This window comes from Xanthobacter sp. NM-59 (assembly GCF_021401125.1).
Classification (GTDB): Bacteria; Pseudomonadota; Alphaproteobacteria; order Rhizobiales; family Xanthobacteraceae; genus Xanthobacter.
Map to the genome: position 1 here is coordinate 174,326 of NZ_JACBFQ010000007.1, position 14,607 is coordinate 188,932.

Below are 14,607 nucleotides of genomic sequence, written 5' to 3' on the forward strand. Positions count from 1 at the left end.
TCCGCGAAGCCCGCCAGTGCTCCAGCTGCATGCGTGGAGCGGAAGCACGCGCGGGGTGCAGCCCCTGCGGGGGATGATGACTTTCCGTTGGGCACCCCCGCAAGGCGTGGCGCGCTGCTGATGAGGCCCATGCGCGCAGAACGCGATTTCCGCTTTGGCGGGGCCTGAAAAGCCGATCTCTTTTATGGCGCTGGAGTGCCTTTGCGCGCACCGGGCTTCGCGCAACTCAAAAACGCTCGCAATCCGGCCCGAGAGCATTCCCAGACGGCTCAGGCGCGTGGAACGCACCAAGGCCGGCCTCTTCCCGCCTGCCAACCCGGCGCATCAAAATCACGACATTCCCGGCTCCCGAGCCGCCCGCACCGGCGGCGCGGCGCGGCGCGCGCGTCCATCGCGCCCAGTTTTGCGGTGGGCAACGTCGGGCCGCCCTGCCCCGCCGGCCATCACGACGCTGGCCAACGCGGCGATGATCATGGCTCCGGTGAAAGGCTTGGCCACGCGGGGCCGATCCGCAAACCGGCGCGGGACGGGCTCAGGGCTCGTGAAAGCGGAGCAGAAAACGAAGGGCACGCCCCGCGCGGCCAGAATGGCGGCGGCGGGAAACACGCAGTCCCGCCCCAGGCTCACATCCAGAAGGGCGGCATCCAGCCCCTCGTTACGCGCGACATCCAGGGCCACGGAGAGATTGGCGACCGGCCCCACCACATCGCAGCCCAGGGCACGCAATTCACCTTCAAGGCCGAGAGCGACCAGGAACTCGTCCTCTACGACGAGAATGCGCAATCCCGCGAAGTTCATGTTCCGCGCCTTTCGCCCGCCCCTCGGAAGCGCGCGCGCATTCCGAACGGCCCCGCGGCCCATCCGCCCGCCCACCATCCGCCCGGCAAAGCGCCGGAACGGACGGAACGAGGCAGACTTCGGCTGCTTACCGCTCAACGGGCGGCGCGGGCGAAAGTTCCCCTGCCGCGGCTCCACCCGTGTCCGGGGAGATGCCGCGAAAACGCCCGCGACGCGGTGCGGGCGCGGTGACGGCCCCTCGGCAGGAGCCGCGGGACATCAGTCCTTGGCGCGCTCCACATAGGAGCCGTCGGCGGTCATGATGACCACGCGGGTCCCGGCGGAGATGTGGGGCGGCACCATGGTGCGCACACCGTTCGAGAGCACGGCCGGCTTGTAGGAGGAAGACGCGGTCTGGCCCTTCACGGTGGGCTCGGTGTCCACGATCTCCAGCACCACGCGGGCCGGCAGCTCAATGGCGATGGGATTGCCGTTGTGCGTGGAAAGCATGCACTCCATGCCTTCCTGCAGATACACGGCGGAATCGCCCATCACTTCCTTGGAGACGGTCACCTGATCGAAGTTATCAGGGTTCATGAAGGTGTAGCCGTCCGAATCCTCATAGAGGAAGGTGTGGGGGCGATCCTCCACGAAGGCGCGCTCCACCTGCTCGGTGGTACGATAGCGCTCGGAGATCTTCACACCGTCCGAGATGCGGCGCATGTCGAGCTGCGTGACCGGCGTGCCCTTGCCGGGGTGAATGTTCTCGGCGGTGAGCACCACATAGAGCTTGTCGTCGATATCGACCACATTGCCTTTACGCAGGGAGCTGGCGATGACCTTGACCACGTCGCGTCTTCCTTGAACTTTTCGCGGCGTCGTGCCGCTCGTCTTCGTTGGCGGGCAACATACCCATCTTCGCGCCGAGCGCCACCCTCGCGGCGGTGTTTCAGGCGCCCAAAGCGGCTTGTGAAGGACGTTTCCCCGTGAAATTGGTATCAGGATCCGGTCAAAGCCCGTGGTGGGACCGGGACGTGCACGCTGACCGCCGCCCCTTCCTGCTGGCACGCGGTCGCATCACGGCGATGGTGCGGGCGTGGTTCCTGGAGCAGGACTTCGTTGAGGTGGAAACCCCCATCCTCCAGCTCTCGCCCGGCAACGAGGCGCACCTGCACGCCTTCGCCACGGACCTTATCGCGCCCGACGGCGCGCGCCACACCCTGCATCTTCGCACCTCGCCGGAATTCACCGCGAAGAAGCTGCTGGCGGCAGGCGAGCCCCGCATTTTCGAGCTGGCGCGGGTGTTCCGCAATCGCGAGCGCGGCATGGCGCACCATCCGGAATTCACCATGCTTGAATGGTACCGGGCCGGCGCGCCGTACAGCCAGCTGATGGAGGATTGCACCGCGCTGCTGCGGCTCGCAGCCCGCATCGGCGGCGCTTCCCGCTTCACCTACCGGGGCGCGGAGTGCGACCCCTTCGCGGAGCCCGAGCGCCTCACCCTCACCGCGGCCTTCGCGCGGCATGCGGGCATCGACCTTCCCGCCGTGGTGCCCGCCCCCGGAGCGCCGGCCGATCCGGCACCACTGGCAGCGGCCGCGCGCGCGGCGGGCATCCGCGTGGCCGAGGACGACAGCTGGGCGGACATTTTCTCGAAGGTGCTGGTGGAGCGCATCGAGCCTCACCTGGGCATGGGCCGCCCCACCCTCCTGTGCGACTACCCGCTGAGCGAGGCGGCATTGGCGCGGCCGAAGCCTGAAGACCCGCGCTTTGCCGAGCGGTTCGAGTTCTATGCCTGCGGGCTGGAGCTGGCCAACGCGTTCGGCGAGCTCACCGATGCCGACGAGCAGCGCCGCCGTTTCACCCACGAGATGGAGCTGAAAAGCCGCCTTTACGGTGAGCGCTATCCCCTCGACGAGGACTTCCTGGCCGCCCTGCACCAGATGCCCGAGGCTGCCGGCTGCGCCCTGGGCTTCGACCGGCTGGTGCTGCTGGCCACGGGCGCGCGGCGCATCGAGGACGTGCTGTGGGCACCTGTGGCGGCGCCCTGAGACGGGTTGTCGCCGGGAGCGCCGGCCTCAGGAGATCTCGAACAGGGTCGAGAATCCGGAAATGTCGAACACCTCGCGGATCTGCGGCTGCAGGGAGGTGAGGGAGAGGCGGCGCTTGGAATTGCGCATGGCCTTGCCGGCCACCAGCAGCGCGCGCAGGCCGGAGGAGGAGACATAATCCACCCCGGCCAGATTGATGATGATCGGGCCGTCTGTCATGGACAGCACGTCCATGAGGCTGGTCTCGAACGGCTTAGCGTTGGGCGTGTCGAGTCGCCCGGCCACCTTCAGCAGCACCGCGCCGTCCGCCTGTTCACGCTCAATGTGCATGGACGTCATTCCGCTCCGCCGACATCAATCCGTCACTGGGATTATCGTCATTCGTCGCAGGGCGCAACGCCACCGCGGTCCGACGAATCAACCAGATGGCGCGCTCGAACAGGCTGGTGGCCAAGAGCAGGCGGCGCGCATCCTCCCCCGCCCCAAGGGAAGCGCCCACCAGGCTCCGGCGGATATCGTTGAGCAGCTTGCTGCGATCGGCGGTCAGGGCGGCGATCACGTCATAATCCTCCGCGCTCGATGCGTCGGCCAGCAGCAGCACGTTCACCCGCAGCGATTCGGAAAGGTTGAAGGCCAGCTGCGGCGGCCGCTCATAGCTTTCCACCACCTCGGCGAAATCGTGCAGCGTGTCCTGCAACACACAGATCATTTCCAGCAGGGATTGCTGGCTCAGCGCGATATCGAGGCTCTCGCGCTCCGGAGCGCGGCCGATGAGATCGGTCAGGAAATGCTCGGTGCTCCGCGCGATGCTGGCCGCGCCGCGCCACAAGGCCAGGCGCTCGCCGGCGCCCGCGCTCTCCGCCACGTCGAGGTCGGGCAGCAACGTGGGCAGGAGCTGGATCAGCCGCTGGATCTCCCTTTCCGAAAGGTCGAGCGCGGTGGCCGGCGCCTCCATGGCCCGATCATGGATATAGCGCGGCCGCGAGGCGCCATCCTCCAGCGTCGGCGGGCTGAGGCGGATGGCGATCGTCTCGGTGACGCCGCGCCCGAACGCCACCGGAACGGCACCGGCGAGCTGCAGCGCGAGGAACAGCAGCGAGAGCGAAACGGCGGGCTGCCCGCCGCCCACCGCGGACAGCCATTGGGCGGGATCGGCCCCGGCACTCCCCACCGCCAGCCACAGTGCGAACACGGCCGCGCAGCCGATGGCCTTCACCAGGATATGCACATAGCAGAGCTGCCGCCCCGTGCCCTCAAGCCCGCCGGCGGCGATCAGCGTCGCCAGACCGGAGCCGAGATTGGCGCCCAGCACCACATAGAACGCGCCGTCGAGCCCCATGACCGAGGATTGCAGCAGCGCCAGAACCAGGATGGTTGGCGTGGAGGACGACTGGCTGAGCGCCGCCGCCGCCAGCCCTGCCGCGAAGCCCAGCAGCGGCGAAAAGCCGGCATCGAGCGCCGCCCCCAGCACCGCCGGATCGATGGCTCGCGGCCCCTGCTTGATGAAATCGAGCCCCAGCAGTGCCAAGGCGAGGCCGAGCGCCACCCCCATCCATTCGCGCCACGACGGCTGGCGGTCCAGCCGGAGCTGGAAGCCGAACCCCACCAGCGCCACCAGATAGAGAACCACCAGCCGGAAATCGATGGCGGCCACGAACACCAGCGCCGCCGTTCCCACATTGCCGCCGGCCACCACCGGAATGGCATCACGCGTGGTGAGCACGCCGCCGCGCACCAGGTTGCCGCAGATGATGGCGACCGCGTTGCTCGACTGGGTGGCCGCGCCGGCCAGGGTGCCGGAAAGAAGGCCCGTCAGCGGCGAGCGGGTGGCGCTGCGCAGCATCCGGCGCACGCCCCGACCCGTGGCCTGCTGGAGGTGGGAGGAGAGGGACTTGAGCCCCACGAACAGAAGGCCCAGCCCCGCGAGGATTTCCGCCAGAATGGTCATGCGCGCATCGCGGGCTCCCCGGCCCAGAACTCCGGCCACCACAGCCGGACGACTTCAACAGGCCCACCTCAACACGCAGTGTCGCCCAAGCCTCAGGCGGCGGCCTCACGCGATGAGCCCACCCGGTCAGCCTTGCACCGGCGCCAGGGCCGCAGTCGCGACGTGGCCTCAAAGATTTAAAACGGAAGCGATAGCGAGCCGATGTGTCAGTGATGCGACAGCATTGCCCCCCTATCGCGGAACTCCGGACACCACGGACCGCCGCCCGCGCGCCCGCCTTCGCACGCTGGCGCAACGATCATTCCCGTGGCCGGAGCCTCGTGAACCTGTTCGCCGTAAGGGGCACGCGCCTTCCCCGTGGCGCGGCACCTCTCCCGCGCGCCAGGGCGGACTGTGGAGGGGAAACGTTGGGGCCCCCTTTCTCCACAGCGAGAGGAAGGGCAGTGCCTTGAAAGCGCGGCATCCGCGCCGCAACCGCTCCCGGCTCTCCCCCACCCAAATGCGCGAGCGGGAAGGCGCCCATGGGCACCCTGTCTCTTGAATGCTGGTCAACCCGCGGCGCGGGCGGGCGCGGCCACCAGGGTCAGGTGGTTCTCGTCCCCCTCGCGGCGATAGGTGAGGCTCTCCAGGAAATGGCGCATCAGCTGCACCCCGTGCCCACCGATCCGCGCATCCTCGATGGAATCGACGGCCTCCGGCTCGGCCAGGGTGGTCGGGTCGAAGGCGACACCGTTGTCGATGAGATGGACCGCGATGCGCCCCCCCTCCAGGCCATGCACCTCGACGCGAATCAGCGGCTCGCGCGGGGACTGGGCAAAGCCGTAGGAGATGACATTGGTCAGCGCCTCCTCGACACTGAGCTCAAGGCCGAAGCGCATGGCCGGCGGCCAGTCATGTTCATCGGCCAGGTCGCCGAGCCAGGATGTCACCTGCGCGATGGAGGCGATGTCGGCGCCGACCCGCAGCGCAGAAATCAGGGTGTCGGCGGCGGGCGGCATGGTCATGGCCCGCGGCTTAGGTGGTCGCGCAGCAGAAGATTGCATCGCGCCCCAAGCGGGCCGCGCCCGATGCCGGCCGGCGGTGCTGATGGACGCTGACCGCGATGCGCGGCGCCCGGGATGGGATCTCGATCTTCATGTCCGCCGTACTTTCGGAGAGGGACCCCGCGCGCGCAAGGGGCATCGCGACACCCTCAGCGCTCGACTGCCGCCAATCTAGAGCATTTCCCCGGCGCGTTGAATCGCAAAAATGCTCTATGCCGTTGCTTTGGCGGGCCTTCTTCAGGCGTCCCTAAAACGTGGGCGGGCGAACATCACCCCCGGCTCGCCGCCGGGCAGGCGCCGGCGCTCATAGCCCCGCCAGCCTTCGGCGAACAGGGCGCGCTGGCGGTCGAAATCCCGCGGGTCCACCACCACCACCTGCTCGGGATCGTAGGACGAGCCGTCGCGCAGCATCACGTAGCGCGCATAGCCGCCGAAGAAGAATTCGATGCCGACAATGGGAAAGCCGCCGGCCAGCAGGTTCGACCAGCTCGGCGTATTGATGGGCGCGGCGGTGGAGAACAGCACCATGCCGGCCGGGGCCGAGGCCACACGCTCCGCGATCACCGCGCGCTGGAAGCCGCGACCGCGATGGTCAGGGTGCACGGAAGCCCCGGCGAGCCGGCCAATCGAGGTTTCCGGCGGCAGGTTCAAGAGCCGGTGCGGCCCGTCGGCGGGGGTGTGCTCGTGCTGGAGGATGCCATAGGCAACGAGGGCTTCCCCGTCGAAGATCCCCACGGCGGAGCCGCGCCCTTCGGCAACGACGCTCTGGAAATAGCTGCGGCTTTCCGGCTTCACCACCTCGGGGCGGGTGACCGGGCCGATGGCGACACGATGGAGCGCCTCGATGGCATCCACATCGTCCGCACCCAGCGGGCGGGCGTGAACCGACATTGCCGCGGGCGCGGCGCTGCGAGCCGTGGTCACGTGATCACCTCAGCATAATTAAGCATGGCGATGGGCGGATAGACGCCGAGCTGCTTGGCCACCGACATGTTGATGATGAGCGCGAAGCGCTTCAGCGTCTCAATCGGGATATTCTGCGGCGGCACATGATCCACCAGGATCTCGACCGCCTTGGAGCCGGCCAGCTGGCCTACGGAATAATAGCGGCTCACCAGCCCCACCAGGCCCAGCCCCTCCCGCAGGAAGAACTCGGTGGCGCCGAAGGTGGGCAGCTTGGCCTGAAGGGCCGCCGGGCCGACGCGGTCGAAGATGGAGGCGAGGAAGGTATCCGCCGGCAGATACAGCCAGTCGGCCCCCTTCTCCTTCAGGTCACGCACGAACCCCTCGACCCCGTCGCCGGTGGCGCGGGTGCCGTCCATCTTGAGCGGCTGCGCCAGCACCTCCACCCCGATGCCGGCGCAGAAGGCGCGCATCTCCTCGATGATGACCAGTGAGTTCTTCTCGTTGGGCGAATAGATCACGCCCACTTTCTGGAACGGGCGATAGCTCTGCATGGCGCGCATCTGCACGTCGGTGGGCACCACATGCACGGCGCCGGTGACGTTGCGGCCGGAAGAGGAGAGCGAGGGCGCGATCTTCACCTGCACCGGCGCCGCCACCAGCGCGAACACCACGGGAATGTCGTGCACGAACGGCGCCGCGGGTGGCGCGTCATAGGGCCCCACCACCGCCAGGGTGTTGGGCGTGCCGTAGGTGTAGATGAGGTCCGGCTTGAAGGTGGGCAGCACCTCCGCCAGGATGGGCTTCACCTTGGCCGCATCGCGCTCCACATCGCGGGTGAGGAAGTCCACCGCGATCTCATTGGCGGCGAAATAGTCGCGGAAGCCGCGCTCCACATCGGTCTCGCCCCGGAAGGTGAGCATCAGGATGCGGAACGGGCGGGCTTGGCTGTTGGCGGAAGCGGCCTGCCCGAGCAGGCTCGCGGCCCCGGCGCCCAGGCCCAGGGAAAGAAGCGTACGTCGGTCCATCACACAGGGCTCCCTTCCGAGGAGGCCGCGCGGGTGGCGCGGCGTGAAGCAGACGGCGCGGAAAAGCTGCGTCCCGATAGCGCAAACACCACCGCTCCCGCCACAACCACCGCGCCCATCATGGCGGTTGTAAGCGAAAATCCCACCGCTGCCAGCAGCGCGCCCGCCCCCGCCGGCCCCGCCGCATTGCCGGAACGCTCCACCAGACGGAACAGGCCCAGCACCCCGGCGGAGGAAAAGCCGGAATTGGCGGCCGTATCCGCCACCAGGGCGGACTGGGAGGCGATGGAGAGCGCCTGCCCCAGCCCCAGCATGGCCAGAGCGAACACGATCAGCATCACCGAAGGATGGAGCGGCACCGTCAGCGCCCCCAGCCCCGAAACCAGCCCGCCCGCCACCACGAATGTGGCGCGGGCGTTCCAGCGGTCGGCCAATGCCGCGAAGATGGGCACCGCCACCACCATCAGCAACGGATAGATCATCTGGAAACGGCCGATGGCGGCGGAGGAATAGCCCTGCCGCTGCAATTCCAGCGGCACCAGCAGCAGGCAGAGGGCCGCGAACAGCAGCTTGGCGGGAAAGGCGCAGCCCACCAGCAGCGCCATCAGGCGCGGCGCGCGGGTGGCCTTCACCAGATCGCCCACCCCGATGCTCACATGGGCGGCGCGGCGCGGCGCGCGCGGCACCACCATCAGCACCACGCCCATGGCGATGACCGCCACCACCCCCGAGGCCCCCAAGGCGGCGGAGGTTCCCAGCCGGTCGGCGATGACGCCGCCGATGGGCGGCCCGCACAGGCACGCCACCATGATGGCCCGCACGAACACTGCCAGCGCCGCGCTACGCCCCGCCCCCTGGGAATGATCCACCACATGCCCCTGGGCCGAGACGAACACCAGCGCATAGCCCGCCCCGGACACGATGCGCGCGGCGAGAAACAGCAGGTAATGCTCGCTCACCGCCGCCAGCCCATAGCCGGCGGCCGCCGCCAGCGCGCCGAGCACGAAGCCTGAGCGCCGCCCCAGGCGCTCGGACAGGCCGGCGAACGGAATCTGGCACAGGGCCACCACGGCCATGAAGGCGACGATGGGAAGGCTCGCCGCCGTGTCCGGGCTGATGACGCCATCGGAGGGGGCGAGCGACTGGGCGAGGCGCGGCAGGAACGGCCGCGTCAGCTCTTCCGAGAGCATGAACAGGAACAACGCCGGCCGGATGGCCGCCGCCAGCCCGCTCTCGCCCGCCTCGGTCTCACCAATTCCAGTGCGCTGGGAGAGCGCGTCGAGGCGCGCCAACACTGCGGCGTCGCCGCTGGCGCGGGCACGTTCGCGCATGGCTTCGTGCCGTGTGCTCAGGCGCGCCACCTGCGCGTCCACGGGGTCGACAAGGCCCTCTGCCTCGGTCCCGGCGCCACTGCGGTACAGCGCAAGGCGCCCGCGCGCCAGGGCGCGCACCCGCTGCTCCACCGCGGCCACCGCCTCGATGCCGCGGGTGCCGACCACCAGGGCCACCAGCTCCAGCGCCACCAGCAGCGCCACCACACCGATGAAGGCCACGTCCACCAGCACCGCCGCCACCTGCTGCCACACCACCGAGGGGTCGATGGTGATGGCGATCTCGCCCACGGTCGCGCCCTCGCGCAGCACCGGCACCCGCACCACGGTGGGAGCGTCGAGCCCTTGCACGGAGCCGGAAGAGGCGCCCGCGCCGGAGGGCAGCAGCAGCCGGATCTGCGCGAACTCCCCGTTGGCGGCCCGCAGCTCGTCGAAATAGCCGCTCACGCCCACCAATTGGTCCAGCGGAATGCCGGTGGCGTCGGCCCGTTCCACCAGGGCCGCGGCGGAGCGGCCGACGCTTTCCGCCTTCACCAGGATGGCGGGAACAATGGTGTGCTCCGCCGCCCGGTGGGCCCCCCAGGCGATGAGCGCCAGCGCCGCGCACAAGATGAATGCGATGGCAACCGTGATCCCTGCCCGAAGCCCCATCATCGGCCGATCTTTCCTGATGCGCCGGCCAGGGTCGGCGATCCGTGCCCACCCGCGCCGCGCGCGGCAGCCTGCCCCACCAGTTCCTGCCCCGCCAGTTCCTGCCCCGCCAGTTCCTGCTCGACCCTGGCATGGGCGCTCTGGGCCTCAGCCAGGGCCGCGCGCGCCGCCGGTGGCCAGCGCGCGGGATCGGCCGCCTTCAGGGCCGCGCGGCGCAGAGCCACCGCCAGGAGCAGGCCGATGGCGATGGTGGCGAGGCACGCCCCCGCCAGGGCCGGCCAGGCGATTCGCCACAGGTCCCGTTGCAGCGCGCCCTCCCCCTCCGCCAGCACCTGCGGGTCATAGCGCAGCACCACCTGCCCGATGGGCGCGTCAAAATCGTTGAGGACCACGCGGCGCACCGAATGGGGCGGCTTCTTCTCCGACGCCGCGCCCACGCGGGAAGCGACGCTGGAGAAGACCACCACGCCGCGCTCGTCCACCAGGTCGATGGACTGCAGCGCCGGCTCGATCCGCGCCTCGCGTTCCAGCAATGCGGGAAGGGTCGCCTGGGCCGGCAGGGCGATGCCGAGGGAGGAGGCCCGCTCCACCACCGCGGCAAGGCGCGATGCCGTCACCGCGAATCGCGCTTCCACCGCGGAGCGGTAGGCATTCACCAGCGTGACGGACGAGAAATAGGCGCCAAAGGCGACGCAGGCGGCCGCGATCAGCGCAAACACGCCAATGAGCCACAGCGCTGTGCGCGTCATCCGGGGATTCCTCCAAATGGAGTACACGACACCATGTCAGGCTCGCAGAATGATGAAAAGCATCCTGAGATTGCAGGTTTTTTTAAACCTTGCGCGGTTTTTTTCTGGTTTGGTCCGGCTGGGGCGGTTAACGTCCCGCCCGTCCGCACAGCAAAGCATATTCCATGACGTTCGTAAGCCGGCTGGCATTTGTCGTGATCTTCGCGGTGATCGCTACGGTGGTGGCGGTCGCCGTGATCTGCTTCGCCGCCAGCGAGCGTGTCAATTTCCAGATCGAGCGCGCGCGGGTCGCCAATCTGCTCACCAACCTGCGCACGGCCACCGAGGCCAACCTGTCCATCGGCCTCGCCCTCGACCAGGTCTCGCCGCTCCAGGAGCGCATTGAGCGTGAGAAGGCGAGCGACCCTTCCGTGCTCGCCATCGACATCTTCAATTCGGCAGGCCGCGCCTTCTATTCCACCGACCGCAGCGTCATCGGCGAAAGCGTGCCCACCGACTGGGTGCGGCGGCTGGCCGACGCCGGGATCTGGCAGACGGTGGAGCGGGGAGACACCGTGTTCGGCACCCATTTCGAGAACGACCTCGGCGTTGCCGGCGGCATTTCCGTCACCACCTCCGATCGTGGCCGCATCGCCCGCTCCGACTCGCTCGGCCTCAGCCTCACCAGCCTCGTCGTCCTGCTGGCGGCGGTGGGCGGGGCGACCGCCGCCCTCGCCGCCGGCATCTTCAACCATGTCATGTCGCGCCCGTTCGAGCGGGTGGCGCGAATCCTGTCCGGCGAGGCCGTCAGCACCAGCGGGGATGTGGGCCTGCCACGCCTGGCCACGGCCGCGCAGCACAGCTGGACCCAGGCGGCGGCCCGGGTCGACCGGGGCCTGAGCCAGCTCGGAGCACTCGACGATGCGGCCTGATCCCGGGCGGGCGCGCCTCATCACCAGCCTCGCCGCCTTTCTCGTCACCCTGATCGTGGGCGGCATCGCCGCGGCCATTCTCACCACCAGCTATCGGGCGCGGGTGGAAGACGGTGCCCGGCGCGATGCGCTCGTGATCGGCACCTCGGTGGCGCGCACGCTGGCCCAGCAGTTCGAGAAGGCCGAGCGGTTCGGCGTCCCGCTCAAGCTTCTGCCCGGGGTGGAAGACCACCTGAAGGCGACCCTGGCGGGCACACCCGCCATCACGCAGATCATCCTGCGCGGGCCCGATGGCCGCGAGATCCGCAGCGCCACGGGCGACCAGCCCAGCGTCGATTCCACCAGCGCCCCGGTGGTGGTGAGCGGCAACACGGTCGCCACCGTGGAGGTCGCGACCAATCCGGTGGCCCTCACCGACCAGTTCGGCGGCGTGGGCGTTCAGGCGGCGCTGGCGGTGTTCATCTTCGCGGCGCTGGCGGCGCTGGCGGCTGGCGTCACCGCCGGCCTCACCCTGGACCGCAGCGAGGCACGCCTCACGGCGGCGCTGGCGCGGGCCGCCGCGGGCGATTTCGAGCCCGAGCCGGGCAGCTCCGGCCGCCCTGAGCGCGCACGCGGGGCCATCGGCCGCGCCTTCCGCGCCCTGGCCCAGGGCAACCGGCACATCCGCGAACGCCGCGCCGTGTTTGACGCCTATGCGGAGGAACTGCTGGCGGTGGATTTCGACGGCAGCATCCGGCCCGACGTGGAACGCCTGCGGCGCGAGGTGCTTCAAACACCTCCGGCCGCCGACAAGGACGGGGCCCGCCATCAGGAGCGGGGCGAGTGATGCTTCTGCGCACCCGGATCACCCTCATCGTCGCCCTCGGCTTCAGCGTTCTCATGCTCGGCATCTGGGGTGCCACCGTGCTGCGTGACCGCGTGGCGGAAGCGCGCGAAGGCGAAGTCGCCATTGCCGGCCAGAGCGTGCTGTGGCGCGAGATCGTGGCGTTCCAGACCTCGAACCTCTCGCGCATCCTGGAGCGGGTGGACCGCTCGGCCCCCTTCCGCACAGCCCTCGTCGCCGCCGACCGCCCCGGCATCGCCTCCGCATTGAGTGACCTGGGCGTGGATGTTTCCGACCCGGACACCGCGCTTGAAGTGGTGGGCGCCGACCGCGAGCTGATCTACAGCGCCGGCGGCGCGAGCCCCACCCGCAGCGTGCTCGACGCCGGCAGCCTCGACCGGGCCCTGAAGGGAGAGGCCATCCTCGGCCTGCGGCAGGTGGCGGGCAATCGCATCCTGGTGCTCGCCACCCGCACCATCGAGCTGCCGGGCAAGGGCACCGTGGTGATCGTGCTCGGGCGTGACGCCAGCATCGGCATGGACCGCTTCGCCCGCGGCATCGGCGCCTCCACCACCCTCGTCACCGTGCGCGGGCGGGTGGTGGCCTCCACCGACATGCGCCTGTGGGAGCGGGCCAAGCTCGACATCGCCCCGCGCCATGCCCTGTCCCGGCGCATCGAGCTCGACGGGCATGATTGCAGCGTCACCTCCATCCCCGTGGAGGACATCAACGGCAGCACCATTGCCGCGCTGGTGAGCCTCATCGACAATACCGAGACCCTCCAGGCCACCAGCCTCATTCGCCGGTCCGCCATCATCGGCGCCATCCTGATGGCTGTGCTGGGCGTGATCGGCCTCAACATGTTCCTCTGGTACAGCTTCCGCCCGCTGGAGGAGGCCATCGACGTGCTGCAGGCCCTGGCGCGCGGCGACACTTCGGTGACCGTGGAGCATACGGGCTCCGACGAGATCGGGCGCATCGCATCGGCGGTGCTGGCCCTGCGCGGCAATGTCCAGGCCCTGGCCGAGGCCCGCCGCCAGCGCGAGCGGGTGCGCCGCCGGCAGGGCATCGTGATTTCCGGTGAGCTCAAGTCGCTGGCCGATTCCATCGACCCCACCGACCGCGAGGAGGTGCTGGCGCTGCTGGCCAACAGCTCCCGCCTGGAGAAGGACGACGAGCTGAAGCGCGTGGCGCGGGTGCTGCACGACCTCTCCCGCCGCATCATCGAGCAGCATACGCGCCTGAGCTCCATGGTGGTGGAGCTGCGCGAGGCCCTCATCACCAAGACCAAGCTCGCCGGCCTGCAGCAGGAGCTGGAGATTGCCCGCCAGGTGCAGCTCGCCATCCTGCCCAAGGAATTCCCGCCCGACGCGCGCGTGGCCGTGCACGGCCAGATGACGCCGGCCCGCGAGGTGGGCGGCGACTTCTACGACTACTTCATGATCGACGAGCGCACCCTCGGCTTCGTGGTGGCGGACGTGTCGGGCAAGGGCGTGCCGGCGGCCCTCTTCATGGCCATTTCGCGCACCCTGCTGCGCTCCACCGCGCTATTCGAACGGTCCCCCGCCGGCTGCATCCGCCGTCTCAACGACCTTCTGGCCGTGGAAAACGAGCAGATGCTGTTCGTCACCCTGGTCTATGGCGTGATCAACCTGGATACCGGCCAGGTGACCTATGTGAATGCCGGCCACAACCTGCCTTACATTGTCCACCGCGGCGGCGAAGTCATCACCCTGCCCAGCACCAAGGGCATGGCGGTGGCGGTGATGGATGGCTTCATCTACACCGAAGGCACCTTCAAGCTGGAACCCGGCGACACGCTCTTCCTCTATACGGACGGCGTGACCGAGGCCTTCGACGTGGACGAGAACGCCTATGGCGAACGCCGGCTGGAAACGCTGCTGGCCACCGGCGCGGCGGACTGGTCGGTACCGGAGCTTTCGGAACGGGTGCTGGCCTCGGTCCACATCTTCGAGCGCGGCGCTCCCCAGGCGGACGACATCACCTGCCTGACCCTGCGCTATTTTGGCAGCAAGAGCGCCCGCCACAGCACCTGAGCATGCGCCGCGGAACGCCCGGCGCCGGGGCGAACATGCGGAGAGCGCGCGGAGATAGAGTCCACGCAAGTCTTTTCGCGCATCGCGGGCACCCGCTTATGCAAAAAAGATGCGCCAATTCAATGAATAAGGCCACTTCTGCGAGGCGATGACGCACACAGAGACACGGGGAGGCCTCCGAGCAAGGCGGGACCGGGCCGACCTAAACTAAACGAATGGGAACAAAGGATAGAGTGCGTCGCAGTTTCCAAGACGCGCCGCGGCAGCCCAACTCAATCCGAAAGAGCCTTGCTCCGTCGCCGTGGAACGGGACCGGACCGGGCGGCGCCCTTCGC

The 14,607-nt window shown here is 69.1% G+C and carries 13 protein-coding genes; 4 read left to right on the forward strand and 9 right to left on the reverse strand.

The window, feature by feature from the left end:
• Positions 1–330: 330 nt before the first annotated feature.
• Both L0966_RS14035 and efp read right to left on the reverse strand, forming a co-directional pair.
• Complete coding sequence (locus tag L0966_RS14035; protein WP_234052567.1) at positions 331–798, reverse strand: response regulator; 468 nt, start codon at positions 796–798, stop codon at positions 331–333.
• Between the two features lie 258 nt (positions 799–1,056).
• Positions 1,057–1,626, reverse strand: a complete 570-nt coding sequence (gene efp, locus L0966_RS14040; protein ID WP_234052568.1) for an elongation factor P — start codon at positions 1,624–1,626, stop codon at positions 1,057–1,059.
• A 185-nt stretch (positions 1,627–1,811) separates the two neighbouring features.
• Here efp and epmA point away from each other — a divergent pair, with 185 nt between their 5' ends.
• Positions 1,812–2,828: an EF-P lysine aminoacylase EpmA gene (gene epmA, locus L0966_RS14045; RefSeq protein WP_234052569.1), complete on the forward strand. Its 1,017-nt coding sequence runs from the start codon at positions 1,812–1,814 to the stop codon at positions 2,826–2,828.
• A 27-nt stretch (positions 2,829–2,855) separates the two neighbouring features.
• Here epmA and L0966_RS14050 read toward each other — a convergent pair whose 3' ends face one another.
• From L0966_RS14050 to L0966_RS14080, 7 genes are all read right to left on the reverse strand, one after another.
• Positions 2,856–3,158: an STAS domain-containing protein gene (locus tag L0966_RS14050; protein ID WP_234052570.1), complete on the reverse strand. Its 303-nt coding sequence runs from the start codon at positions 3,156–3,158 to the stop codon at positions 2,856–2,858.
• Positions 3,148–4,776, reverse strand: coding sequence for a Na/Pi symporter (locus L0966_RS14055; RefSeq protein ID WP_234052571.1), 1,629 nt, complete (start codon positions 4,774–4,776; stop codon positions 3,148–3,150). Before L0966_RS14055 ends, L0966_RS14050 begins: the two co-directional genes overlap by 11 nt.
• Before the next feature lie 548 nt (positions 4,777–5,324).
• On the reverse strand, positions 5,325–5,780 hold the full coding sequence (locus tag L0966_RS14060) for an ATP-binding protein (RefSeq protein WP_234052572.1): 456 nt from the start codon (positions 5,778–5,780) through the stop codon (positions 5,325–5,327).
• Positions 5,781–6,056: 276 nt separating this feature from the next.
• The gene (locus L0966_RS14065) at positions 6,057–6,743 is read right to left on the reverse strand and encodes a GNAT family N-acetyltransferase (RefSeq protein ID WP_234052573.1); all 687 of its coding nucleotides are present in this window, start codon (positions 6,741–6,743) and stop codon (positions 6,057–6,059) included.
• On the reverse strand, positions 6,740–7,750 hold the full coding sequence (locus L0966_RS14070; RefSeq protein WP_234052574.1) for an ABC transporter substrate-binding protein: 1,011 nt from the start codon (positions 7,748–7,750) through the stop codon (positions 6,740–6,742). The genes L0966_RS14065 and L0966_RS14070 overlap by 4 nt, the downstream gene beginning before the upstream one ends.
• Positions 7,750–9,735 (reverse strand): MFS transporter, encoded by a 1,986-nt coding sequence (locus tag L0966_RS14075; RefSeq protein ID WP_234052575.1) that lies wholly within the window; start codon positions 9,733–9,735, stop codon positions 7,750–7,752. The genes L0966_RS14070 and L0966_RS14075 overlap by 1 nt, the downstream gene beginning before the upstream one ends.
• The gene (locus L0966_RS14080; protein WP_234052576.1) at positions 9,732–10,481 is read right to left on the reverse strand and encodes a hypothetical protein; all 750 of its coding nucleotides are present in this window, start codon (positions 10,479–10,481) and stop codon (positions 9,732–9,734) included. Before L0966_RS14080 ends, L0966_RS14075 begins: the two co-directional genes overlap by 4 nt.
• 164 nt (positions 10,482–10,645) lie before the next feature.
• Here L0966_RS14080 and L0966_RS14085 point away from each other — a divergent pair, with 164 nt between their 5' ends.
• Genes L0966_RS14085 through L0966_RS14095 form a run of 3 tightly spaced genes read left to right on the forward strand, consistent with a single transcriptional unit; the run spans position 10,646 to position 14,272 of the window.
• Positions 10,646–11,392 (forward strand): hypothetical protein, encoded by a 747-nt coding sequence (locus L0966_RS14085; protein ID WP_234052577.1) that lies wholly within the window; start codon positions 10,646–10,648, stop codon positions 11,390–11,392.
• Entirely contained in the window at positions 11,382–12,218 is an 837-nt protein-coding gene (locus L0966_RS14090) for a hypothetical protein (RefSeq protein WP_234052578.1), read from the forward strand. Before L0966_RS14085 ends, L0966_RS14090 begins: the two co-directional genes overlap by 11 nt.
• The gene (locus L0966_RS14095) at positions 12,218–14,272 is read left to right on the forward strand and encodes a SpoIIE family protein phosphatase (RefSeq protein WP_234052579.1); all 2,055 of its coding nucleotides are present in this window, start codon (positions 12,218–12,220) and stop codon (positions 14,270–14,272) included. The genes L0966_RS14090 and L0966_RS14095 overlap by 1 nt, the downstream gene beginning before the upstream one ends.
• The last annotated feature ends 335 nt before the right edge of the window (positions 14,273–14,607 follow it).